Source organism: Bradyrhizobium ottawaense (assembly GCF_002278135.3).
GTDB lineage: Bacteria > Pseudomonadota > Alphaproteobacteria > Rhizobiales > Xanthobacteraceae > Bradyrhizobium > Bradyrhizobium ottawaense.
Genome location: NZ_CP029425.2, coordinates 3,234,171 through 3,256,591, shown reverse-complemented (window position 1 = coordinate 3,256,591; position 22,421 = coordinate 3,234,171). Strand labels below are relative to the sequence as shown.

The 22,421-nt window shown below is 63.9% G+C and carries 21 protein-coding genes and 3 pseudogenes; 11 read left to right on the top strand and 13 right to left on the bottom strand.

Annotated elements, in window-relative coordinates; all coding sequences use genetic code 11:
* Positions 1-9: 9 nt before the first annotated feature.
* A complete protein-coding gene (locus tag CIT37_RS15350; protein ID WP_028142861.1) occupies positions 10-1,077 on the top strand; it encodes a threonine aldolase family protein in 1,068 nt (355 codons plus the stop codon).
* On the opposite strand, the gene CIT37_RS15345 is transcribed toward CIT37_RS15350, so the two are convergent.
* Genes CIT37_RS15345 through grxD form a run of 4 tightly spaced genes read right to left on the bottom strand, consistent with a single transcriptional unit; the run spans position 1,078 to position 4,553 of the window.
* Positions 1,078-2,337 (bottom strand): serine hydrolase domain-containing protein, encoded by a 1,260-nt coding sequence (locus tag CIT37_RS15345; protein WP_038948045.1) that lies wholly within the window; start codon positions 2,335-2,337, stop codon positions 1,078-1,080.
* A gap of 1 nt (position 2,338) precedes the next feature.
* A complete protein-coding gene (locus CIT37_RS15340; RefSeq protein ID WP_028142859.1) occupies positions 2,339-3,625 on the bottom strand; it encodes a serine hydrolase domain-containing protein in 1,287 nt (428 codons plus the stop codon).
* A 46-nt stretch (positions 3,626-3,671) separates the two neighbouring features.
* Positions 3,672-4,223 carry an O-acetyl-ADP-ribose deacetylase gene (locus tag CIT37_RS15335; RefSeq protein ID WP_038948047.1) on the bottom strand — a complete coding sequence of 184 codons (552 nt, stop codon included), beginning with the start codon at positions 4,221-4,223 and terminating at the stop codon, positions 3,672-3,674.
* A 3-nt stretch (positions 4,224-4,226) separates the two neighbouring features.
* Positions 4,227-4,553: a Grx4 family monothiol glutaredoxin gene (grxD, locus tag CIT37_RS15330; RefSeq protein WP_018316580.1), complete on the bottom strand. Its 327-nt coding sequence runs from the start codon at positions 4,551-4,553 to the stop codon at positions 4,227-4,229.
* A gap of 239 nt (positions 4,554-4,792) precedes the next feature.
* Between grxD and egtB the strand changes: the two genes are divergently transcribed.
* Positions 4,793-6,088 carry an ergothioneine biosynthesis protein EgtB gene (gene egtB, locus CIT37_RS15325; RefSeq protein ID WP_161966416.1) on the top strand — a complete coding sequence of 432 codons (1,296 nt, stop codon included), beginning with the start codon at positions 4,793-4,795 and terminating at the stop codon, positions 6,086-6,088.
* 50 nt (positions 6,089-6,138) lie between these two features.
* Positions 6,139-7,110 (top strand): L-histidine N(alpha)-methyltransferase, encoded by a 972-nt coding sequence (gene egtD / locus CIT37_RS15320; protein ID WP_028142856.1) that lies wholly within the window; start codon positions 6,139-6,141, stop codon positions 7,108-7,110.
* Positions 7,111-7,308: 198 nt separating this feature from the next.
* On the opposite strand, the gene CIT37_RS15315 is transcribed toward egtD, so the two are convergent.
* Positions 7,309-8,502 (bottom strand): low temperature requirement protein A, encoded by a 1,194-nt coding sequence (locus CIT37_RS15315; protein ID WP_028142855.1) that lies wholly within the window; start codon positions 8,500-8,502, stop codon positions 7,309-7,311.
* Between the two features lie 25 nt (positions 8,503-8,527).
* Positions 8,528-8,764: a BolA family protein gene (locus CIT37_RS15310; protein WP_018316584.1), complete on the bottom strand. Its 237-nt coding sequence runs from the start codon at positions 8,762-8,764 to the stop codon at positions 8,528-8,530.
* Positions 8,765-8,940: 176 nt separating this feature from the next.
* On the opposite strand from CIT37_RS15310, the gene CIT37_RS15305 reads away from it, so the two are divergent.
* Together CIT37_RS15305 and CIT37_RS15300 are read left to right on the top strand one after the other, a co-directional pair.
* Positions 8,941-9,300 (top strand): DUF427 domain-containing protein, encoded by a 360-nt coding sequence (locus CIT37_RS15305; RefSeq protein WP_095426139.1) that lies wholly within the window; start codon positions 8,941-8,943, stop codon positions 9,298-9,300.
* Positions 9,301-9,400: 100 nt separating this feature from the next.
* Positions 9,401-10,468, top strand: a complete 1,068-nt coding sequence (locus tag CIT37_RS15300; protein ID WP_244611247.1) for an alpha/beta fold hydrolase — start codon at positions 9,401-9,403, stop codon at positions 10,466-10,468.
* 20 nt (positions 10,469-10,488) lie between these two features.
* Here the strand turns inward: CIT37_RS15300 and CIT37_RS15295 are convergent, their stop codons facing one another.
* Positions 10,489-10,662: a DUF1328 domain-containing protein gene (locus tag CIT37_RS15295; RefSeq protein WP_028142852.1), complete on the bottom strand. Its 174-nt coding sequence runs from the start codon at positions 10,660-10,662 to the stop codon at positions 10,489-10,491.
* 202 nt (positions 10,663-10,864) lie between these two features.
* On the opposite strand from CIT37_RS15295, the gene CIT37_RS15290 reads away from it, so the two are divergent.
* On the top strand, positions 10,865-12,052 hold the full coding sequence (locus CIT37_RS15290) for an acyltransferase family protein (protein ID WP_095426137.1): 1,188 nt from the start codon (positions 10,865-10,867) through the stop codon (positions 12,050-12,052).
* Positions 12,053-12,174: 122 nt separating this feature from the next.
* Here the strand turns inward: CIT37_RS15290 and purL are convergent, their stop codons facing one another.
* On the bottom strand, positions 12,175-14,385 hold the full coding sequence (purL, locus tag CIT37_RS15285; RefSeq protein WP_095426136.1) for a phosphoribosylformylglycinamidine synthase subunit PurL: 2,211 nt from the start codon (positions 14,383-14,385) through the stop codon (positions 12,175-12,177).
* A 184-nt stretch (positions 14,386-14,569) separates the two neighbouring features.
* Here purL and CIT37_RS15280 point away from each other — a divergent pair, with 184 nt between their 5' ends.
* The 3 genes from CIT37_RS15280 (at position 14,570) to CIT37_RS15270 (ending at position 16,883) form a co-directional block, all read left to right on the top strand.
* Positions 14,570-15,049, top strand: a complete 480-nt coding sequence (locus tag CIT37_RS15280) for a PaaI family thioesterase (protein ID WP_161966415.1) — start codon at positions 14,570-14,572, stop codon at positions 15,047-15,049.
* A gap of 76 nt (positions 15,050-15,125) precedes the next feature.
* Positions 15,126-16,091 (top strand): DMT family transporter, encoded by a 966-nt coding sequence (locus tag CIT37_RS15275; protein WP_028142848.1) that lies wholly within the window; start codon positions 15,126-15,128, stop codon positions 16,089-16,091.
* A 222-nt stretch (positions 16,092-16,313) separates the two neighbouring features.
* On the top strand, positions 16,314-16,883 hold the full coding sequence (locus tag CIT37_RS15270) for a CPBP family intramembrane glutamic endopeptidase (protein WP_244611246.1): 570 nt from the start codon (positions 16,314-16,316) through the stop codon (positions 16,881-16,883).
* Between the two features lie 13 nt (positions 16,884-16,896).
* Here CIT37_RS15270 and CIT37_RS15265 read toward each other — a convergent pair.
* Positions 16,897-17,639, bottom strand: a pseudogene (locus CIT37_RS15265) (tetratricopeptide repeat protein).
* A gap of 175 nt (positions 17,640-17,814) precedes the next feature.
* Complete coding sequence (locus CIT37_RS15260; protein WP_028142845.1) at positions 17,815-18,420, bottom strand: TetR/AcrR family transcriptional regulator; 606 nt, start codon at positions 18,418-18,420, stop codon at positions 17,815-17,817.
* Between the two features lie 139 nt (positions 18,421-18,559).
* Between CIT37_RS15260 and CIT37_RS15255 the strand changes: the two are divergent.
* Positions 18,560-18,775 (top strand): annotated as a pseudogene (locus CIT37_RS15255) (Rid family hydrolase); the annotation flags it as partial.
* A gap of 143 nt (positions 18,776-18,918) precedes the next feature.
* Here CIT37_RS15255 and CIT37_RS15250 read toward each other — a convergent pair.
* Positions 18,919-20,430, bottom strand: a complete 1,512-nt coding sequence (locus CIT37_RS15250; protein WP_011084703.1) for an ISNCY-like element ISBj12 family transposase — start codon at positions 20,428-20,430, stop codon at positions 18,919-18,921.
* Positions 20,431-20,519: 89 nt separating this feature from the next.
* Here CIT37_RS15250 and CIT37_RS15245 point away from each other — a divergent pair.
* Positions 20,520-20,696: pseudogene (locus CIT37_RS15245) on the top strand (Rid family hydrolase); the annotation flags it as partial.
* 50 nt (positions 20,697-20,746) lie between these two features.
* Here CIT37_RS15245 and CIT37_RS15240 read toward each other — a convergent pair.
* Together CIT37_RS15240 and purQ are read right to left on the bottom strand one after the other, a co-directional pair.
* Entirely contained in the window at positions 20,747-21,718 is a 972-nt protein-coding gene (locus CIT37_RS15240; protein ID WP_028142843.1) for a tripartite tricarboxylate transporter substrate binding protein BugD, read from the bottom strand.
* Positions 21,715-22,416 (bottom strand): phosphoribosylformylglycinamidine synthase subunit PurQ, encoded by a 702-nt coding sequence (gene purQ / locus CIT37_RS15235; RefSeq protein ID WP_028142842.1) that lies wholly within the window; start codon positions 22,414-22,416, stop codon positions 21,715-21,717. The genes CIT37_RS15240 and purQ overlap by 4 nt, the downstream gene beginning before the upstream one ends.
* Positions 22,417-22,421 lie beyond the last annotated feature (5 nt).

The following is a 22,421-nucleotide window of genomic DNA, read 5'->3' as shown; positions in this document are numbered from 1 at the left end:
AGGCGTCGCATGCTCTACACCCCTCCCCCCATCGATCCCAAGGCGCCGCCGGTGCGCATCAATCTGCTCTCGGACACGCAGACGAAGCCGACGGCCGCGATGCGCGACGCCATGGCGCGGGCAGAGGTCGGCGACGAGCAGGTCGGTGACGATCCGACCGTGAATGCGCTGTGCGAGCGCGTCGCCGCGCTGATGGGCAAGGAAGCCGCGGTCTATATGCCCTCGGGCACGATGTGCAACGTGACCGCGACCCTGGTGCATTGCCGTCCCGGCGACGAGATTTTGGCGCACGAGACCGCGCACATCATCGCCCGCGAAGGCGGCGCGCATGCCGCGATCGGCGGCTTCCAGGTCACCCAGTTGAAGGGCCCCGACGGCCAGTTCACGCCGGAGACGTTCCGGAAAGCCCTGCATCCCCGCACGCGCTACCAGCCGCCGCAGACCGTCGTCAGCGTCGAGCAGACCGCCAATATCGGCGGCGGCACGATCTGGAAGAAGGCCGTGCTCGACGAGATCGTCGCGATCGCCAAGCAGCACGGGCTCGTCACCCACATGGACGGCGCGCGCCTGCTCAACGCCACCGTCGCCAGCGGCATCTCTCCGCGCGACATGACCGCCGGCTGGGACTCGGCCTGGATCGACTTCTCCAAAGGCCTGGGCGCGCCGATCGGCGGGGTGCTCGCGGGCTCGCGCGCCTTCATCGATGCGGTCTGGCAGTGGAAGCAGCGCCTCGGCGGATCGATGCGGCAGGCCGGCATCTGCGCCGCCGCCTGCATCTACGCGCTCGACCATCACGTCGACCGCCTCGCCGACGACCACGCCAATGCGCGCGCGCTCGCCCGCGGGCTGTCGCAGATCCCCGGCGTCGAGGTGCAGGAGCCCGAGACCAATCTCGTGTTTTTCAAGCCCGACGGCGCCGGCATTGCCGGCGACAAGATGGTTGCAGCGCTGCGCCAGCGCGGCGTGACGCTTGCGATGATGGACGGCCGCATCCGCGCCTGCACCCATCTCGACGTCAATGCGGCTCAGATCGAGGAGACGATCGGGTACGTCAGAGAGATCGTGCGCGGGGCGTGATCACCGCCCCATCGCCTGATAGATCAGCGTCTTCAACGCCAGCTGGATCCGGCCGCGTTGCGACGGGGTCTGCACCATGAAGATTCCGAACAGATCGTCTTCGGGATCGATGAAGAAGAAGGTGCCGCCGACGCCGTCCCAGCGATATTCGCCAAGCGGCCATGACGTCCCCGGCGGCACCGAGGTGCGCACCGCAAAGCCGAGGCCGAAGCCGGAGCTGCCGCCCGGATAATAGTTCTGATCGCGCGCGATCTTCGTTTCCGGCCCGATGTGATCCGACGCCATCAGCACGATGGTCTCGGGCTTGAGATAGCGCCGGCCTTCATAGCTGCCGCCATTCAGCAGCATCTGCGCGAAGCGGGCGTAGTCGCCGACTGTGCCGACCATCCCCCCGCCGCCCGATTCCCACTTCACCGGCCGCCTGATATCGCGAACCTGCGTCGTCGGATTGATGTTGCGATCCTCCGGCATCGGCTCGGCAATGCGCGGAAATTTAGCGGGATCGGCGACGAAGAACGCCGTCTCGGTCATGCCGAGCGGATCGAGCAGCCGTTCTCTCTCGAACTGGAGCAGCGTCTTTCCTGAGATCACCTCGACGACGCGGCCGAGCACGTCGGTGGAGAAGCCGTAGTCCCACACCGTGCCCGGCTGCTCGACCAGCGGCAGCGTGGCGATTTTCGCGGCGAAGTCGGCATTGCTGAGATTACTGTTGAAGAGATTGGCTTCGGCATAGAGCTCGCGCACTGCGCCGCCGTCATGATAGCCGTAAGGCAGCCCCGAGGTGTGGCGCAAGAGGTCCTTGATCGTGACGGGACGCTCCAGCGGCTCCAGCGCCAGAGCGACCTTGCTATCCTCGGCCTTCTTCTCCACGCCGACCTTCATGCCGGCGAAAGCAGGAATGTATTTCGAGACCGGATCGTCGAGCGCGAGCTTGCCCTCCTCGACCAGCATCATCGCCATGACTGATGTGATCGGCTTCGACATCGAATAGAGACGGAAGATCGTGTCCGCGCTCATCGAACTCTCGGTCGCGACATCGCGAACGCCGAAATTCTCGTAATAGACCGGCTTCCCATGCTGCTGGAGCAGCAGAATGGCGCCGGGAATCTTGCCGGTGGCGATCTCGTTCCGGATGTAGTCGGAAACCTTTGCCAGGCCCTCGGGCGAGAGGTTGCGCGCGGCGCGCTCGGAGCTCGCCTGCGCACTCACGACACCGAACAGAAAGGCGAGCGCCGCGATCAGCGCGCGGCGCCCGAACATGTCACTTCTCCATGGCTTCATAGACCAGCTGCTTCAATGTCCGCTGCACGCGCTGGCGCTCGGTCGGGGTCTGCTCCAGCAGCACGAAAAACATGTCCTGCTTGGGATCGATCACGAAATAGCAGCCGGAGGCGCCGTCCCATTTCAACTCGCCGAGATTGCCGGGCGGCGGCGGCTTGGCGTTGCCGGGATCGGTGCGCACCGCGAGCCCGAGGCCGAAGCCGAAACCGTCGCCGGGGAAATAGAAATAGTCGCGGTCGACGCCTGATTTGGGGCCGAGCTGATCGGTCGTCATCAGCTTGAACGTCTCGGGCTTGAGAATGGTCTTGCCGTCGAGGCTGCCGCCGTTGAGCAGCATCTGCGCGAAGCGCTCATAATCGGCCATGGTCGTCACCATGCCACCGCTGGCGAACTGCATCTTCTTGACCACGGTCGGATCGTTGATCCGGCCAACGCGGAAGTCGCTGTCGTTCGGCACCGGCTGCGCCAGAAGCTTCTGCTTCTCGGGAGCGGTGACGAAGAAGCCGGTGTCGACCATGCCGAGCGGATCGAGCAGCTTCTCCCGCATGATGTCGATCAGCGGCTTGCCGGCCGCGATCTCCATCACGCGTGCCAGCACGTCGGTGGAATGGCCGTATTGCCAGAGCGCGCCCGGCTGGTTGTGCAGTGGCAGCTTGGCAATACGCTCGGCGAACTCGGCGAGGTCGAAATCGCCCGCGTAGATGTTGGCATCGCGATAGGCCTTGCGGACCAGGCTGTCGCCATAGAAGCCGTAGGTGATGCCGGAGGTGTGCGTCATCAAATCGTGCACCGTCATCGGCCGGTTCGGCGGCACCAGCTCGAGCGACTTGGTGCCGTCCTCCGCCTTCTTCTCGACGCCGACCTTCACGTTGGCGAAGGACGGAATGTACTTCGAGACGGGATCATCCAACTTGATCTTGCCGTCCTCGACCAATTGCATCGCGACCACCGAAGTGATTGCCTTGGACATCGAGAACAGGCGGAAGATGGTCTTGTCCGTGATCGGCGCCTTGCTGACCACGTCCTGCACGCCGAAGGCTTCGTGATAGACCGGCTTGCCATGCTGCCGGATCAGCACGGTCGCGCCGGCGATCTTGCCGGTCGCAACCTCGTTCTTGAAGAATTCGCTGACCTTGCCGAGCTTGTCCTGATTGAAATGCGCACCGGCCGGAATCTCGTAGGTGCCCTCCGCTCGCGCCAGCGACATCGCACCGAGCGACACCAGCGCGCCGCAGACCAGCGCACGCAGTCCAGACTGTGAAATCATATCCCCTCCCCGGAACATGGTCCGGCGGAGTGTACCGACCGCGTCATCAGGCACAAGGGCCGGCGTGTCGCGCAAGTGCCTCGGCATGGAGCTTGGCGCTCGGCTCGGCGAAGCAGCAGAACACCACGCGGGCCACGGACGGCGCCACGGCGAGCCCTTCGATTGTGGTACGAACGGCGATATCGGCCGCCCGGCCGGCGGGGAAGCGGAAAATGCCGGTCGAAATCGCGGGGAATGCCACCGAGGTCAGCTTGTGCTTCCCGCACAGCTCCATCGAGCGGCGATAACAGGACGCGAGCAGATCGTCCTCTCCGAGCGTGCCGCCATTCCAGACCGGTCCGACGGTGTGGATCACATGGGCAGCCTTGAGCCGGTAGCCTTTGGTGATCTTGGCATCACCCGTCTTGCAGCCGTGGAGCATGCGGCATTCGGCGACCAGATCGGGCCCTGCGGCCCGATGGATCGCACCATCCACGCCGCCCCCACCAAGGAGCGACGTATTGGCCGCGTTGACGATGGCGTCAACGCTCAGTGTGGTGATGTCTGCGACAATGACCTCGAGCTCGGCGCCGCCGATCCGGCGCGTCAGCTGGGTCACCTATCAGGCCGCGACGACGACGCCCTTTTCGGTGAAAAGCTGCTGCAATTCACCGGCCTGGAACATCTCGCGGACGATGTCGCAGCCGCCGACGAACTCGCCCTTCACATAGAGCTGCGGGATGGTCGGCCAGTTGGAGAAGGTCTTGATGCCGTTGCGCAGTTCGGCGGATTCGAGAACGTTGAGCCCCTTATAGCCGACGCCGATATGGTCGAGGATCTGGACGACCTGGCCGGAGAAACCGCACTGCGGAAATTGCGGCGTGCCCTTCATGAACAGAACCACGTCGTTCGACTTCACTTCGTTGGCGATGAATTCCTCGATGCTCATTTCCGTGTCCTTCTGGGGCGGAGCCCTCACCAATCAATTCGGGCTGGCTCCGCCGATCTAACCCGATACCTGCCTATATATGTAGCCCAAACCGTTGTGCATCCAAAGTAAAATGGCGGCGACACGCCCCGCTGGCCGGTTTGCCCCCCAGCCAGATCCATAGGCTGATGACATCAATATCATCGCCGGGGAGGACTTTCATACCGTAACGGAGCCCCTATCTAGGACGAACCCAGGTTTTGGAACCGGGCAACGCCAACAACGTTCTCTTGTCCTGTCTGGAGAAAAACGTGACGAAACAAGCCTCCGCTACGGCCGCCACCTCGCTTTCGTCACTGTCCTCCGCCGGTAACCTCGCCCAGCGGCTGGAAGATGCTTTTCTCGCCGTCCGCAACGAGACCGAACGCCGGGCTGCGCCGCTGTCGCCGGAGGACCAGCAGATCCAGTCCATGCCCGATGCGAGCCCGACGAAATGGCACCGGGCCCATACCACCTGGTTCTGGGAGCAATTTTTGCTCGGCGAGCACGCGGCCGGCTACCGGCCGTTCCACCCCGATTTCGCATTCCTGTTCAATTCCTATTACGTCAGCGCCGGCCCGCGTCACGCGCGCAATCATCGCGGTGATATCACCCGTCCCAGCGCAAACGAGGTCGGCGTCTATCGCAACTATGTCGATGCGGCCGTCGTCAAATTCTTCCGCGAGGCCGGGGAAGACAAGCTTCGCGCGATCGCAGCGCTGGTCGAGGTCGGGCTCAACCACGAGCAGCAACACCAGGAATTGATATTCACCGACATCCTGCACGCCTTCGCGCAGAACCCCGTCTATCCGGCCTACGACCCGGACTGGCGCTTTCCGGCCGCGACGCGCGCCGGCGATGACTGGCTGACGCTGAACGAGGGCATCCACACCGTCGGCCATGTCGACGACAGCTTTCATTTCGACAATGAGAAGCCGGCGCATCGCGCCCTGGTTGGCCCGGTCCGGGTCGCGCGCAATCTCGTCACCAATGCCGAGTGGCTGGCCTTCATGCGGGACGGCGGATACCGGACCGCAACGCTGTGGCTGATGGACGGCTTTGCTGCAGCCAGCCAGGAAGACTGGCAGGCCCCGGGTCACTGGCGCGAGATCGATGGCCAGTGGCACGTGATGACGCTGGCCGGTGTGAAGCCGGTCGATCCCACCGCGTCGGTCTGTCATATCAGCTACTACGAGGCCGACGCCTTCGCGCGCTGGGCCGGCAAGCATCTGCCGACCGAGATGGAGTGGGAGGTCGCGGCCCGCGCCGGCCAGCTCAACGATGCCTTCGGCATCGTCTGGCAGTGGACCCGCAGCTCGTACGCACCCTACCCCGGCTACCGCGCCATCGAAGGCGCGCTCGGCGAGTACAACGGCAAGTTCATGGTCAACCAACTGGTGCTGCGGGGCTCTTCGCTTGCAACTCCGGAAGGCCACAGCCGTATCACCTATCGCAACTTCTTTTATCCGCACCACCGCTGGCAGTTCACGGGACTGCGGCTCGCCGATTACGACTAGTTCTCATCCGACGACAAATGCGCGCCGGACAGCGCGTTCAGGAGAGTATCATGAATGTGCACGCCAGCGCTTTGGCCGAAGCCCATCTTCCCGACGAGCAGACCACCGCCTTCGCCCGCGAGGCGATCAAGGACCTCTCGCAGCAGCCCAAAACACTGTCGCCGAAATATTTCTACGACGCGACCGGATCGGAGCTGTTCGAGGCAATCACGCGCCTGCCGGAATACTATCCGACGCGGACCGAGCTCTCGATCCTGAAGGACCGTGGCAGCGAGATCGCAAAGATCATTCCCGAGCATGCCGCGCTGGTCGAGTTCGGCGCCGGCGCGACGACGAAGGTCCGCCTGCTGCTCAACCATTGCAGGTTTGCGGCCTATGTCCCCGTCGACATCTCCGGCGACTTCCTCAAGGCGCAGGCGAACGGCCTGAAGCGCGATTTCCCCTCGCTCGGCATCTATCCGGTGGCTGCCGACTTCACCACGCCGTTCGAGTTGCCGAGGGCGGTCGCGTCGATGCCCAAGGTCGGCTTCTTCCCCGGCTCGACCATCGGCAATTTCGAGCCGCATGAAGCCCAGGCTTTCCTGAAGAGCGCACGCCAGATCCTGGGCCGGGGCGCGCAGATGATCATCGGCGCCGACCTCGAAAAGGATGAGCGGGTGCTGCACGATGCCTATAACGATGCCGCCGGCATCACCGCGCGCTTCAACCTCAATGTTCTGGTGCGGATCAACCGCGAGCTTGGCGGCAATTTCGACCTCTCCGCCTTCACCCACCGCGCGATCTACAATCGCGAGCGGCACCGCATCGAGATGCATCTGATCAGCAGGAAGAGCCAGACCGTGCGCCTGCTCGGCACCAGCTTCTCGTTCCGCCCCGGCGAGAGCATCCACACCGAGAACAGCTACAAATACAGCATCGAGCGTTTTGCTGCGCTGGCACAGGGCGCCGGCTGGCGGGTGCGCGAGAGCTGGACGGATGCGGCGAAGATGTTCTCGGTGCATGCGCTGGAGGTGGCGGAGTAAACGCTCCGGCGGTTATCCGCGAGAGCGCTTTCCCCGCAGCGCATCCTTCGAGACGCCCGCTTAGGCGGGCTCCTCAGGATGAGGACGGAGTGCGTGGCAGGCAGTTTCAACGAGCGCCGACGCCAAATAGCCTCATCCTGAGGAGACCGCGCAGCGGTCGTCTCGAAGGACGAGGCGCTTGCTCAGGCCGCTCGCAGTTCAATGTTCCTTGGCCTCTTCTCTGTCCGCCCCCAGCGAAACCGATTCCCACACCGCGACGACGATCATGATCACCGTCGACGCGATCGACAGCCAGAGCGGCGGGAGGTCGGCTGCGAACCACCACAGCACCAGCAGCAGCATGATGCCGATGCCGTGCGAGAGCTGGAGGAAGCCGCGGATCGCGTGCTTGAACAGGATGGTGCCGATCAGAAACACCAGCGGCCCGCCGATCGTGCTCAGAACCGTCCTCATATCGGAATGGCCGGTCGGGTGCTTCAGCACCAGCTCGTCCGAGACCGCGGTCAGGATGATGCCGGCGATGATCGGCGTGTGCAGATAGGTATAGGCGAGCCGCGCCAGGCGGCCGGATTCGGCGGACTTCGAGATCCGCTCCGAGCCGGCCTCGGCGCCCTTGTGGAAATAGACCCACCACATCGCGATGGCGCCGACCAATGCGGAGACGAAGGCCATGATGTTGTCCGCGGTCCACTCCAGCTCGGCAAAGGTCGCCCCGTTGACGACGACGGCTTCGCCGAGCGCGATGATGACGAAGAGAGAGCAACGCTCGGCCATGTGGCCGCCCTCGACGGCCCAGGCTTCGACCGACGAGAAGCCGAGTTTGGGAACCCAGAAGCGCGCCGCCGGCGAGACGTATTCCCACGTGACCGCCGCAATCCACAGCCATAGCCGCGTCTCGCCTTCGGACAGGCCGCCCGCGATCCACAGCACCGCGGAGATCGAGAGCCAGCTCAGAATGCGGATCGCGTTGTGGCGGACCGCGGTCCGATGCCGCGGCGTTGCGAACAGCCAGAAGGCGGTGCGCCCGAGCTGCATCGCCGCGTAGGCGATCGCAAACCACAGGCCCCGCCCCTCGAAAGCGGTCGGAATCGTCGTCGACAGCACCAGCCCGCCCAGCATCATCAGGAAGAGCATGACGCGGACCGGGGTCAGCTCCGGATTGAGCCAATTGGTGACCCAGGCGGTGTAGACCCACACCCACCACACCGCGAGAAACAGCACCGTGACGTGCACCGCGCCGAGCGGCGTGAAATGGTGCAGCAGCGTATGCGACACCTGCGTGACGGCGAAGACGAAGACGAGGTCGAAGAACAGCTCGACATTGGTGACGCGGCTGTGCTGGTTCGGCACGATGACGCGAAACATCGCGCCGCGAGAATTGTCCGCAGCCATCGTCGTCTCCCGTCGCGCGATCAGGTCAGGCGCCCGGCACGCCGGTTTGCAGCGCCAGCGCGTGCAGCACGCCGCCCATCTGGCCGCGCAGGGACTGATAGACGATCTGGTGCTGCTGGACGCGGGATTTGCCGCGGAAGGATTCCGAGATCACGGTCGCGGCATAGTGATCGCCGTCGCCGGCGAGGTCACGGATGGTCACCTCGGCATCGGGGATCGCCGCCTTGATCATCGCCTCGATATCGTGGGCGTCCATGGGCATTCGGGTCTCGCTCCTTCTGGTCTCGAATCGCTGCCGGGGTCCCCTCGCCGGCAGCGCCAAACTTAGCGTGAACGGACTTCTGCGTCACGCTTTCCGGCACTATATCCATGATCCCATCAGGATAAAGGCACGACAAAGTGCCGCGCGCGGCAGATTGATCGAAAAGGCGTGAAATCATGAAGCTTCCAGGGCCCGACCATCCCATCACCATCACCCAAAATTCCCGGCGCGTCCGTGTGACCGCCGGCGACATCGTGATCGCCGAGACCAGCAAGGCGCTGACGCTGAAGGAGGCCAAATATCCGGCGGTGCAATATGTGCCGCGGGAGGACACCAACATGGCCTTGCTGGCGCGCACCGACCGCGTCACCCACTGCCCCTACAAGGGGGATGCGAGCTATTACAGCGTAAAGGCCGAAGGCAAGGTGCTCGATAATGCGATCTGGACCTACGAGACGCCCTTTCCCGCGATGAGCGAGATTTCCGGCCATCTCGCCTTCTATCCGGACAAGGTGAAGATCGAGGAAGTGGGGTAGGCGCACGCGCTGTGACGCCGGGGCGATCCTGGATCGCCTCCTTCCAGTCGACACAAGGCACGCGATGCCGCGCCGGGCCACAAGACTGATTGGGGTCTCGTTGCTGGGATTGTCCGGCATCCTTATTGTGCTCGCTGCTGCCGGGCTGGGTTTTCGTGCCTATCGACAGCACCTTGCTGCCCAAACTCTCGCGATCCGCTCTCCTGCCGGCGTGCAGGAGGGACAGTTCATCGAGATCGGCGGCATCAAGCAATGGATTCAAATCCGCGGTGAGGATCGGGATAACCCGGTTCTCCTGTTCGTCCACGGCGGCCCCGGCGGATCCACCCTGCCGATCTCGTCGGGCTGGCGCCCCTGGGAAGAGCATTTCACTGTCGTCCAATGGGACCAGCGCGGCACCGGGCGCACCTTTGGCGCAGCTGGAGACGCGCTCGCCCCCACGATGACACTGGAGCGGATGACGCAAGACGGCATCGAACTGGCCGAGCACCTGCGCACGCATTTGCACAAGGACAAGATCGTCCTAGTCGGGCATTCCTGGGGCTCATTCCTGGGAATTCGAATGGCGAAGCAACGTCCGGATCTGTTCTCGGCCTATGTCGGCACAGGCCAGGTGGTCGGCAAGGCGACCTTCGAGAAGGCCTTCGAACTCACCATCGCGCGTTTGCAACGGCTTGCGGCAGCGGCCACCAACAGAGAGGCCCTGGCCGAATTGGCGCCGATCGCTTCACAACCGGTCCTCACCCCGGAAAATCGCCTGATTGCGGACAAATGGAGCAATGTGCTGGGTCTGCCGCTCGCCGACGGCTTCCAGCTCGCCGGTCCCATCCCGCCGCTCTTCATGCCGGATGTCTCGCTGCTTGATCTGTACAATTGGCGGAGGGGCGCCGCCTTCTCAGCAAAGTACCTGACGGGACGGAACGGGCCGATGTTTCAGAGCGATATGGCCTCGCTCGGGTTCGAATTTTCGATCCCGATGTTCTTCATCGAGGGCGATGCGGATGGCGTCGCGCCGAGCGAACCCGCCGAGCAATATTTCAAGGAGGTCACCGCCCCGCACAAGGAGTTTGCTCGGATTCGCGGCGGCGACCATTTCATTCCGTTCGATCGTCCTGATGAATTCTTGGCCGAGCTGATGGCCCGCGTCATGCCGTTCGCAGCCCACTGAGGACTGGTGCAGCCGCCCGGCTACGCCCTGAAGATCGTGAGCCCAAGTATCAGCAACACCAGGAAGATCACGACGAAGACATAAAACAGGAAGCGGGCGATATCGGCGGAGACGGCCGAAATGCCGCTGAAGCCGAGCACGCCGGCCACGATCGAGACAAGTAGGAAGATCAACGCCCATTTCAGGATCGTCATTGCCAGCTCCGAATTGTGCCGCTCCTCGCGGCCGTCAGCCCTTCCCTTCGGCAGACGCTAACTTCGCTGTTCGGAACGGGTTCCTACGGGTGTCAGGACCCAGGTTGGGGCTCAAGTGGGGCCTCAACTACGGCGCAAACGAGCCTTGCTGAATCGGGCTCGCGGCGGCACAGTCCGGCCCGGGGCAGGCGCGCGGGGGACCATGATGACGATGGCGGATTCAGCGACGATCGGCGCGGAGGCACACGCCGCGCCGAAAACCAAAGCGCGCAATTTGTCGCTCGATCGCGCCCGCACCTTCCTGACCCTCGTGGTGCTGCTGCATCATGCGGTGATCCCCTACACGCATTTCGGTCACACCGATCCGGCCTCCTTTGCCGGTTTCGACATGATCGTGCTCGCCACCGACAGCTTCTTCATGGCGATGTTCTTCTTCCTGTCGGGCCTGTTCACCTGGCCGGGCATCGCGCGCAAGGCGCCGTCGGTCTTTTTGCGTGACCGCCTGCTGCGGCTCGGGCTGCCGTTCGCGATCGCGGCCTTCACCATCATCCCGCTCGCCTATTACGCCATCGCGCTACGGGCCGAGCCCGAGCTGACCTTCGCAGCGTTCTGGTGGAAGACGGTGACGTCGGGCCCATGGCCGAGCGGCCCGATCTGGTTCGTATGGGTGCTGCTCGCCTTCGACCTGACCGCGAGCCTGCTCTACCGGGTCTCGGCGCATCTGGTCGATCCCGGCAACCGCGTCTCGTTGCTCGGATTTCAGCAGCCGGCCGTGTTCTGGCTGATGCTCGTCGCCGTAAGCGTCATCGTCTATCTGCCTGCGCTGCTCTATTTCGGTACCAACAAATGGTTCGAGTTCGGACCGTTTTCGGTGCAGGCGAGCCGGATCCTGCTCTACTTCAGCTACTTCTTCATCGGCGCCAGCGTCGGTTCGGCGAATTTCGATCGCGGCATCCTCAGCGCCGACGGTCAGTTGCCGAAGCAGCGCTGGCTATGGGTGATCGTCACGCTGATCCCCTACTGCCTGATGTGGTGCATGATCTACATCAAGCGCGAGATCCTCGGGAATCCCGATCACCTGCCGCACTGGTACCACGTGTTCTACGGCACGTTCTTCGTGCTGTTCTCGGCCTCGATCCTGCTCGCGATCCTCGCCTTCTTCCTGTATTCGAAGGCGCCGGGGCCGACCCTGCTCGACCGCATGCAGGCGGATGCCTATGGCATCTTCCTGGTGCACTACCCGATCGCGCTGTGGATCCAGTACGCGCTGTTCGACTATGCGTGGCCTGCGATCGTGAAGGCCACGATCGGCCTCGTGCTCACGGTGATCCTGAGCTGGGGCCTGACGGCGGCATTGCGGAAGATTCCGGGGGCGTCCCACGTGTTGTGAGGCACGAGGTCCCTCCACGCGTCATTGCGAGCGCAGCGAAGCAATCCAAAGTCCCTCGGCGGAGGTAGTCTGGATTGCTTCGTCGCTTCGCTCATCGCAATGACGGAGTGCGTGGCAGCAGCTCAGGCCGCCTTCCCGCCCATATATTCCGGCAGCCAGCGCTCGAACGATTTGCGCAAGCTGTCGATCGCCACGGGCGCTTCGCCCGCGATCGCGATCGCATCGCCGCCGGTGGTGCCGATTCGCACGCAGGGCACTTCGCAGCCGCGCATCTTGGCCAGCACGCGGCCGGCTTCGGTCTCCGGCACGGTGACGAGATAGCGCGCCTGGTCCTCGCCGAACCAATAGGCCTGCGAGACCAGTGAAGTCGGCGCCGCCAGCAGCTTGGCCCCGATGCCGCCCGCCATCGCCATCTCGGCCAGTGCGATCAGGAGGCCGCCGTCGGAGAGGTCGTGCACGGCGGTCGCGGTGCCGCCATGGATCATGCCGCGCACGCAATCGCCATTGCGCTTCTCGGCGGCGAGATCGACCGGCGGCGGCGCGCCCTCCTCGCGGCCGCAGATGTCGCGCAGGTAAACGGACTGGCCGAGCCAGCCATGGGTCTCGCCGATGAGGAGGATCGCTTCGCCCTCGGCCTTGAAGGCGAGCGAGGCAGATTTGGTGAAATCGTCGAGCAGGCCGACGCCGCCGATCGAGGGCGTGGGGAGGATCGCGCGGCCGTTGGTCTCGTTGTAGAGCGAGACGTTGCCGGAGACGACCGGGAAGTCGAGCGTGCGGCAGGCTTCCGAGATTCCCTTCAGGCAGCCGACGAACTGGCCCATGATCTCGGGCCTTTCAGGGTTGCCGAAGTTGAGGTTGTCGGTGATCGCGAGCGGCTTGCCGCCGACCGCGGTGATGTTGCGCCAGGCTTCCGCCACCGCCTGCTTGCCGCCTTCGAACGGGTCCGCCTCGCAATAGCGCGGCGTGACGTCAACGGTCAGCGCCAGCCCCTTCGGCCCGTCCTCGATGCGCACCACGGCGGCATCGCCGCCGGGACGCTGCATGGTATTGCCGAGAATGACGTGGTCGTACTGCTCCCAGACCCAGCGCTTGCTGCACATGTCCGGCGTGCCGATCAGCTTCTCCAGCGCGCTACCTACGCCCATCGGCGCCGGCACATCGCGCGCATGCACGACCGGCAACGCGGCGGAAGGGACATGCGGACGGTCGTAGAGCGGCGCCTCGTCGCCGAGCTCCTTGATCGGCAGGTCGGCCATGACGTCGCCGCCATGCTTGACCACGAAACGCTTGCTCGGCGTGGTGTAGCCGACCACGGCGAAGTCGAGGCCCCACTTCTTGAAGATCGCCTCGGCTTCCTTTTCCTTCTCGGGCTTGAGCACCATGAGCATGCGCTCCTGGCTTTCCGAGAGCATCATCTCGTAGGCGCTCATCCCGGTCTCGCGGGTCGGCACCGCATCGAGATCGAGATCGACGCCGAGGTCGCCCTTGGCGCCCATCTCGACCGCCGAGCAGGTCAGGCCCGCCGCGCCCATGTCCTGGATCGCGATGACGCAGCCCTTCTCCATGATCTCGAGGCAGGCTTCCAACAGCAGCTTCTCGGCGAAGGGATCGCCGACCTGCACGGTCGGGCGCTTCTCCTCGGACTTGTCGTCGAACTCGGCCGAGGCCATCGAGGCGCCGTGGATGCCGTCGCGCCCCGTCTTGGAGCCGAGATAGACGATCGGCATGTTCACGCCGGACGCCGCCGCATAGAAGATCTTGTCGGCATCGGCGAGGCCGACAGCCATCGCGTTGACGAGGATGTTGCCGTCATAGCGGGTGTGGAAGCGCACCTGGCCGCCCACCGTCGGCACGCCGAAGGAATTGCCGTACCCCCCGACGCCGGCGACGACGCCGGAGACCAGATGCCGAGTCCGGGCATGTTCGGGCGCGCCGAAGCTGAGCGCATTGAGGCAGGCGATGGGACGCGCGCCCATGGTGAAGACGTCGCGCAAAATGCCGCCGACTCCCGTGGTGGCGCCCTGGTAGGGCTCGATGTAGCTCGGGTGGTTGTGGCTTTCCATCTTGAAGACCACGGCCTGGCCGTCGCCGATGTCGATCACGCCGGCATTCTCGCCGGGGCCCTGGATCACCCAGGGCGCCTTGGTCGGCAGGCCCTTGAGATGGATGCGCGAGGATTTGTACGAGCAGTGCTCGTTCCACATCGCCGAGAAGATGCCGAGCTCGGTGAAGGTCGGCTCCCGCCCGATCAGCTTCAGGATGCGCTCATATTCGTCGGGCTTGAGCCCATGGGCGGCAACCAGTTCGGGGGTGATCTTGGGTTCGTTCTTCATGGATTCCAGGCTTTCGGCGGCGGTTTGGCCGTTCTTAGGAACATCCAGGGCTCGCGAAAAGCCCTTTATGGCGCATTTTCCCGCTGTCCCACGTTTTGCAGGCGGGGACGGCGGGAACAGGAATTGCACGGCGCGGACGGATCGGATTTAAGGGCTGAAGACCCGCAATTGAAGGCCCATTTCCTTGCACGAATTGACCAAAGCGCCCCTACCCCGCCGCCCTGACCTCCACGTCGCCACCGAGGGCGAGTTTGTGGGCTGGCGGACCTGGATTCGCGACAGTTTTGAGTCCCATGTCGGCCCCTTCTGGCACCGGATCGAGGCGGATGGCAACGTCCGCAGCGCCTTCCGGGTCGAGAAAAAGCACCTTAACGGCTCCGGGAACGTCCACGGCGGCTGCTACATGGCCTTTGCCGACTACTCCCTGTTTGCGATCGCCACCCATGTCCTGGACAGCCGGGCGGTGACGACCAATTTTGCCTGTGAATTCCTCGACGCGGCACGCGAGGGCGAGCTGATCGAATGCACCGGCGAGGTCACCCGCGCCGGCGGCTCGCTGATCTTCCTGCGCGGCAAGATGATGTCCGGGACGCGGGTGCTGCTCACCTTTTCCGGCACGATCAAGCGGATGAAGCGGAAGGCGCTACCTCAGCCAAACGCATAGCTCGGCGCCTTCCCTTTTCGCGCCCCCTCGCCCAGACTTCCCGGCAAGCGCTGTCGCGCCGGGGAGCAGGAACAAGGTGCCGCAGAGCACATCGGAGGCGGGGCGCTCAGCGGCCTCCGTTTCATCGCCGTTGCCGGCCATGGCCGCCACCGGCGCGCGCAACTGGCGCGACTATGCGCTGCTGCTCGCGCTCGCCTGCTGCTGGAGCTCGACCTACCCGCTGGCCAAGCTGGCGCTTCCTACCGTCCCGCCCATCACCTTCATCTCGGCACGCTCGCTGATCGCGGCTGCCTTCCTGTTCGCGATCCTGTGGATGCGCGGCATCAGCGTCCCGACCGACGCGAAGGCGTGGAAGCTGTTCGCGACCCAGCAGCTGATCAACTCGACCTTTCCGTTCCTGATCATCACCTGGTCGCAGCTCTATGTGCCGGCGTCGAACACCGTGGTGCTGGCCTCGACCACGCCGATCTTCGCCTTCCTGATCACCTCGCTGATCACCCGGCATGAGCCGGCAACGCTGCTCAAGCTCGCCGGCGCGATCCTCGGCCTCGCCGGCACCATTCTCATCGTCGGCCTCGATGCACTGCGCGGCTTCGGGACCGAGATCGTGGCGGAGATCGCGATCCTGCTCGCCACCATCTCCTTTGCCTGCGCCACGATCTTCGGCCTTCGCCTCTCCGAATACGACCCGATGGTGGTGGCGGCCGGCTCGCTATTGTTCGGCGGTCTCATCCTGCTGCCGCCATCGCTGATCATCGACCAGCCCTGGACGCTGCAGCCGACGCCGACCGCGATCGTCGCCACCATCGTCATGGGCATCGTCTCCAGCGCGCTGGGCTTGATGCTGTTCTACGTCTGCCTCGGCCGCCTCGGTACGCTGACCACGAATGCGCAAGGGTATCTGCGCATTCCGATCGGCGTCGGCCTCTCCGTGCTGCTGCTCGGCGAGAGCGTGCCGTCGAACCTGGCGCTGGGGCTAGTGCTGGTGATGGCGGGTGTCGCCGCGATGACCGTGCCGGCGGAGAAGTTCAAGCTGCGCTAGGCCGATTGCGCGGGCTTTGAGCGCCAGCGCGGGCATAGCTCGATTGACACACGCGGGACGAATATGAGGTAGTCGGGCGCAAGCCTGTCGTGACGCATCCCTCCCTCAGGGCCCAGCATGGAAAGTCGTTCACCGGACGCCATTGGCGATTCAAAGGCCGATCGCGCGCCCAGCCTCTGGTGATTTGCGCTCGCGCTCTTCCCGCTCGTTGCATCCCAACTGATGCGACTGCATCAGCATAGTGCCGCGGGCTGGCTCGTCTGGGACTATGCCGGCCGAGTCGCCGCTCTGGTCATCCTTGCGGCGATTCCGGCAGCACGCGCTATCGCCTATCGCAGGGAGAAACGCCGGATCTCTCTACTCGAAATCGGGGTCTGGATTGCTGGGTCAGTGCTGCTGGACCGGTTGGGTCAGTGGCCGCTACGTCTCATGAATGCGACATTTCCGGCGACCATCGTCGGCAAGTATCCGCACCCAATCGGCTGGCTCAACGTCTTCGATCTTGTCGTTGGCCTGATACTGATCGCGGCCAGCGAAGAGATCATCTTCAGGCGATTGCTTCGGAACACCGCCCGACCTTACCTGGGTGACGGCGCCTTTGCCGTTCTCATCAGTTCTCTCATGTTCGGTGCCCATCATTGGTGGTCCGGGGTCGGGAACATCCTTCTCGCCACAATATTCGGCATCCTTTTCATGGTGATGTATCGGCGGTCAGGCGCCCTTTGGCCGGTCGTGCTCGCGCATTACCTCGTTGACCTGGTCGCGTTTGCCGGAATTTCGCGCTGGTTCTAAAGCGCGAAGGCAACTAGCGCGACGCCGACAATTGCTTCTCGGCGATCGACAGCCATTCCGCCTGCGCGTTGCGCAGATATTTCGGTGCGCGGCGCATCTGGATCAGCAACTCGTTGAAGACCATTCGCGCCTCGGCGGTGCGGCCGACCACCTGCAGCAGCAGGCCGTAGCGCACCCGCGCTTCGGCGCCGGGGTAGTAGCCGGCGAGAGCGTGATATTCCTCCAGCGCCTCGTCGGTCCGGCCGACCTCGACGAGCGCGCGGGCGTAGAGCAGATGCGCATCCGCGGAATCGAAGTCGGGCCATTGTTTCTGGAGATCGTCGAGCGTCGTAAGCGCGTCGGCCGGACGCTTGGCGGAAAACTCGGCCTGCGCCTTGCGAAACGCATAGGCGGGATCGTGCCCCATCGGCAGCTTCAGGATGTGGTCATAATGCTGCTCGGCCTCAGCGAACCGGCCGATATTCGCGCACTCGTCCGCCAGCGCCGCGCGGTTGGCGATGGTGTCGGCGTCAGCCAGCCGGTCCGACAATTCGCGATACGCTTCTCCGGATCGAGCCGGTTGGCGACGCGCTGGCGCGCCTGCCGGGCACCGTGACTGGAAAACCATTCGGGAATGAGCTAGACCGCGATATAGGCGAGCGCGCCCATCATCGGCACCAGCAGGATAATGAAGGCCCAGGGCCGCAACCGCCCGGTTCGCGAGGCGTGATAGATCAGCGTGAGATCGAGCAGCAGAACGATCAGGGCAACGGGCATGTGACATCCACGGGCACAGCGACAGCGCACGCTCCGTGATATCGCAATTGCAGCGGCGGAACAACTTTGAGTTGCTCCCCTTGCAGAAAATCAGCGACCCCGGACGCACGCGCCGTGATGGCGACGAGGAGTCAGTCGCCTCAAGCGTGACGGAGGTTCACGAGCGAAATTTGCATCATGCGCGGCCATTCGAGTCGCGCAGCAATCCGCTCGCCAACTGTCGAAACGCGTCCACGGCCTTGTTCAGCACGACTTTCGGATCGTTGGCTGCGGCGACCCATAATGCGGCACTGAGCGCGGCGCCGTTCAGCAGTCGCCCGGCTGCTTCAACATCCAAAGGCTTCACCACCTTCTCGTCGATCAGTGACCGGATCGTTCGCATGGTGATATCCAGGCAGGCGTTCTCGCCGGGCCATTTGGACGGATCACCGAGTACGGCAGGTCCATCCAGAAGCATGATGCGCTGAATTTCAGGATCGAGCGCCATTTCGATATAGGCACTGCCCTCTGCAAGCAGGCCCTGCCACAAGGTTGGCGCTTGCTCCCGGATCGCGCGCAGCCGCTCCGCCATTTCGCCATCGATCTGCGCGACGACGGCCCAGAGCAGCCCCTTCTTGTCCTCGAAATTGTGATAGAGCGCGCCCCGTGTCAGCCCGACCGAGGCCGTCAGCTCATCCATCGACGCTTCTGCATAACCCTGCGTGGCGAAAGCCTTGCGCGCAGCGCGGATGAGCTTGGCCCGATTTTCCGCCATGGCTGCGGCACGTTTTCCCTCGATCATGCTCGACCCATTTTCTGTTGACATACGCCCCGTATGTGAGCAATAAGCTCACATACGAACCGTATATGAACAATGTCACGACCGGCGCCGCAAGGCAATTCGCGGTCCCTGCCCCTGATCTTTCGAAAGGCACAGTCACATGCTCCAGCGCGAGGCCATCTTCCCTGCTCACCGTCACGCACTTTATGAAGCTCATCGGTATTCGGCCGCGATCCGGTCCGGCGACTTGCTGTTCGTCTCGGGACAGGTCGGCAGCCGCGAGGACGGCTCACCCGAGCCCGTGTTCGAGGACCAGGTCCGGCGTGCGTTTGCCAATTTGCGCGCGGTGCTCGCAGCTGCCGGATGCACGCTGGACGCGTATTGCCTCACATATCGATGCTCCCGGGCGCGATCAGTTGCCTCATTTATTTTGCTCCTGGCCTGAGTTGAGGAGGAGGCCGGGTGCGGAGATGGCCGGGGTTTCGGAGCGCCCGGCCTCCTCCGCTGGCACCTCGCACGTCATTGGGGTGTTGTGACCTCATGCCCTGGCGGCATTTTTTCTGAAGCAAACAGCAGCGCATTCGCTTGCTCGCTGCGCCAGGATTTCAACCGACGTTGAAGGGTTCGAAGAAGCTTGTTCGGATAGTCTCCAGGATATTCCACCTGCAGGCGCGAGAGCAGTTCGCTGCCGGTCCGCCAAGGCTCGGCTTCAAACCATTTTCTCAAATCTGACGTTGCCCGGATAAGCGGATCGGGACGACGCCGGCCCCTTTTAGCCTTCACGATTGGCCGATCCGTCGGGCGCGTGGCGCCGTCCTTCCAGGCCGTTCGCAGGCTTGCCAGGAAGCGATCAATCGATTGTGATGCCGCAGCAGGATGGGCGGATGGTTGGATATCCGCGAGCGCCGCGAGGCGCTCCTGCACGTCGCGGATGTCGCGCAACAACGTGACCGGATCGAGAGCGGTATAGATTTCCTGGAGATGGTGGCGGACCGCATCAGGCGTGCGGGCGTCCGCTGACAGGCGCTGGTGGGGTGTTGCCGGCGCGCTGTATGTCTTACGTACACGAGCACCGTCGCGCTGCTTGGCTAACAGTTTGAACGAAGGTTGGAAGAAGTTTACGAACAGCCGCGCTGACCGATAGAGTTCCGCCAGTAGCTTGGCCGCCTCCAGGCCTTCGAACCTACGATAGCCGACCATCCTGCGCACGACGGCGCCGTTCTTTTGCTCGACGAACGCCTGGTCATTCTTCCGGTAGGGACGGCAACGCGTGAAGACAATGTTGGCCGCCTCGCAGTAGGCCTTCAACGTCTCATTCATGAACACGGTGTCATTGTCCGTGTCGAAGCCGAGCAGCGCAAAAGGCAATTGCTTGCGCAATTCCGTCAGCACCGTGCTCACCAGCGTCTGTTCGCGCACGATCAGAGGTGCGCACTCTGTCCAGCCGGTAGCAATGTCGGTGAGCACGAGGGTCTGGATGAAGCTGCCGCGCGCAGATGGACCGCTATGCGCTACAAGGTCGGCCTCGACGAATCCCGGCGCCGGATCATTCCAATCTGCCGAAGTCCGTATTGGAATACTGCGACGCAGGGAATGCCCCGCGTGCCGCCGGCGCTTGCGACCCAATTTTTCTCGAACCCGCACCAAGGCGCGGTCGATCGTCGCAGCGCTCATCGCCAAAAGTTTGGTGCGAATCTCAGGGGCAAGGTCGAGGTGCCCGTACCGTTCCATCGCCTCAATCAGCGCGGGCATTAATGCTTTCAGTCGCTTCCCGCAGATGCGGTCTGACGCCTCCCAAAGCAGCACGAGTGCGGTGTGTTCTGCTTCATTATATATCCGACGTCGCGCCCGTCGGCCCGGATGTACGCCTTCCTGGTTTCGAAGTAGACGCATCGCATGCTTCCGATGGAATCCGGTGATGTCGACGAACTCGTCCAATATCCGCGCCTTCTTCGCGCGATCCGACCGCCGATAGCGCACGCCTGCCGCCGCCGTCAGTTCCTTCCGCGTTGCCATGCTTAGCCACCCCATCTCCGCCCCTCGCTCGTTCCCGGTCCAGGGGAGCAATTTACGTGAGGCAACGGCTTAGGATCCGGTAACAATTAAGGCGAGGCAATGCGGACGATGTGGTGGATGTCACCACGTTTCACACCAATCCTGCCCAACAGATCGATACGGTGATGGCTGTCCGCAGCACCGAGATCGGCGACGCGCCCTATCCGAATTGGACGGCTGTTGGCGTGAATTGGCTTGCCGGGTTCGACTTCGAGATCAAGGTCGTCGCGCGGATTCCTTGAGTCGCGCAAAGCCGACTCCCGCCAATGCGGGAGCCGGCAGGAGCGGCCTACTACTTGGCGTCGTCCGCCAGCATTTTCCGATATTTTTCGACGTCCCGTGTCACGAGCTGCTGCAGCAGCTCCGGCGTATGCTCATTGGCATCGGGCGCAACGGTCGACAGGTCGGCAAAGCGCTTCTTGACCGCGTCGGTCTCGACGGCCGTGCGCGCCGCGGCGTTCAGCTTGGCAATCACGGCCGGCGGCGTGCCCTTGGGCGCGAACAGACCGTTCCAGCCTTGCGCCTCGAATTCGGGCAGACCCGCTTCCGTCGAGGTCGGCAGGTCCGGCAGCGTGGCGAGCCGCACGGTCGAGCCGACCACGAGCCCCTTCACCAGCTTCTCGTTGATCGATTGCGAGACCGAGGCCGCCGCATCGCAGACGCCGTCGATCTGGCTGCCGACGGCATCGGTCAGCGCGGGCGCGGCGCCGCGATAGCCGACCAGCGTCGCGTCGATGCTGGCGGCGGTGACGAAGCTCTTGCAGATCAGATAGTTCGAGGAGCCGACGCCGGCATGGCCGAGATTGATCTTGCCGGGATTGGCCTTGGCGTAGGCGATGAACTCCTTGAGGTCCTTCGCCGGAAAGTCCTTGCGCAGCGCGATGATGCCGAACGTCTTCGCCACCATGGCGATCGGCACGAAGGAATCAGGCGTGAACGGCAGCTTGGGATAGATCGTGTAGGTCGCGGCATTGGTGCCGGCATTGCCGATTGCGATGGTGTAGCCGTCGGGCTCGGCACGGGAGGCGCGCGCCAGCGCGGTCGAGCCGCCGGCCCCGGCGACGTTCTCGATCACGATGGTCTGGCCGAGCGCGATGCCCATCTGCTCGGCCACCGCGCGCGCGATCACGTCCGAGGTGCCGCCGGCCGCGAACGGCACGATCATGGTAACCGGACGTTTTGGATAATCCTGCGCGAACGCGGCCGTCGCGAATGCCAGCGCCGCGATCGCAGCGAGAGCCCGCTTCACCGCGAACGCAATCACGCGGCTTTTTCCAGATGCGCGGTCAGGCCCGCGAACAAGCCGCGGCCGTCGGTGCAGCCCATGATGTCTTCGACGTGGTTTTCCGGATGCGGCATCATGCCGAGCACGTTGCCCTTGTCGTTGACGATGCCGGCGATCGAATGCGCGGCGCCGTTGATGTTGTGAGCTTCGTCCACCACGCCCTCGGCGGAGCAATAGCGATAGAGCACCCGCCCCTCGCCTTCGAGCCGCTTGATGGTCTCTTCGTCCGCCTCGTAATTGCCTTCGCCATGGGCGACCGGCACGCGGATCACCTGTCCGGCATTGTAGCCGCGGGTGAACGGCGTGTCGGACCGCTCGACGCGCAGATGCACGTCATGGCAAATGAATTTCAGCCGCTCGTTGCGCATCAACACGCCCGGCAACAGGCCGGATTCGCAGAGGATCTGAAAACCGTTGCAGACGCCGAGCACGAGGCCGCCCTTGGCCGCATAGTCGCGCACCGCGTCCATCACCGGCGCGCGTGCCGCGATGGCGCCGCAGCGCAAATAGTCGCCGTAGGAGAAGCCGCCCGGCACCACCACGAGATCCGTGCCCGCGGGCAGCGACGGCTCGGCGTGCCAGACCATCGCCGGCTCGCTGCCCGAGATCATCCTCAGCGCCCGCGCCATGTCGCGTTCGCGGTTGATTCCGGGAAAGACGAGGATCGCGGCTTTCATGGCAA

Excerpts from the sequence above, each read along its gene's own strand:
- CIT37_RS15350 (WP_028142861.1), top strand. The coding sequence starts at position 10 with ATGCTCTACACCCCTCCCCCCATCGATCCCAAGGCGCCGCCGGTGCGC.
- CIT37_RS15345 (WP_038948045.1), bottom strand. The coding sequence starts at position 2,337 with ATGTTCGGGCGCCGCGCGCTGATCGCGGCGCTCGCCTTTCTGTTCGGT.
- CIT37_RS15340 (WP_028142859.1), bottom strand. The coding sequence starts at position 3,625 with ATGATTTCACAGTCTGGACTGCGTGCGCTGGTCTGCGGCGCGCTGGTG.
- grxD (WP_018316580.1), bottom strand. The coding sequence starts at position 4,553 with ATGAGCATCGAGGAATTCATCGCCAACGAAGTGAAGTCGAACGACGTG.
- egtD (WP_028142856.1), top strand. The coding sequence starts at position 6,139 with ATGAATGTGCACGCCAGCGCTTTGGCCGAAGCCCATCTTCCCGACGAG.
- CIT37_RS15315 (WP_028142855.1), bottom strand. The coding sequence starts at position 8,502 with ATGGCTGCGGACAATTCTCGCGGCGCGATGTTTCGCGTCATCGTGCCG.
- CIT37_RS15310 (WP_018316584.1), bottom strand. The coding sequence starts at position 8,764 with ATGCCCATGGACGCCCACGATATCGAGGCGATGATCAAGGCGGCGATC.
- CIT37_RS15305 (WP_095426139.1), top strand. The coding sequence starts at position 8,941 with ATGAAGCTTCCAGGGCCCGACCATCCCATCACCATCACCCAAAATTCC.
- CIT37_RS15295 (WP_028142852.1), bottom strand. The coding sequence starts at position 10,662 with ATGACGATCCTGAAATGGGCGTTGATCTTCCTACTTGTCTCGATCGTG.
- CIT37_RS15290 (WP_095426137.1), top strand. The coding sequence starts at position 10,865 with ATGATGACGATGGCGGATTCAGCGACGATCGGCGCGGAGGCACACGCC.
- purL (WP_095426136.1), bottom strand. The coding sequence starts at position 14,385 with ATGAAGAACGAACCCAAGATCACCCCCGAACTGGTTGCCGCCCATGGG.
- CIT37_RS15270 (WP_244611246.1), top strand. The coding sequence starts at position 16,314 with ATGCGACTGCATCAGCATAGTGCCGCGGGCTGGCTCGTCTGGGACTAT.
- CIT37_RS15260 (WP_028142845.1), bottom strand. The coding sequence starts at position 18,420 with ATGATCGAGGGAAAACGTGCCGCAGCCATGGCGGAAAATCGGGCCAAG.
- CIT37_RS15250 (WP_011084703.1), bottom strand. The coding sequence starts at position 20,430 with ATGGGGTGGCTAAGCATGGCAACGCGGAAGGAACTGACGGCGGCGGCA.
- purQ (WP_028142842.1), bottom strand. The coding sequence starts at position 22,416 with ATGAAAGCCGCGATCCTCGTCTTTCCCGGAATCAACCGCGAACGCGAC.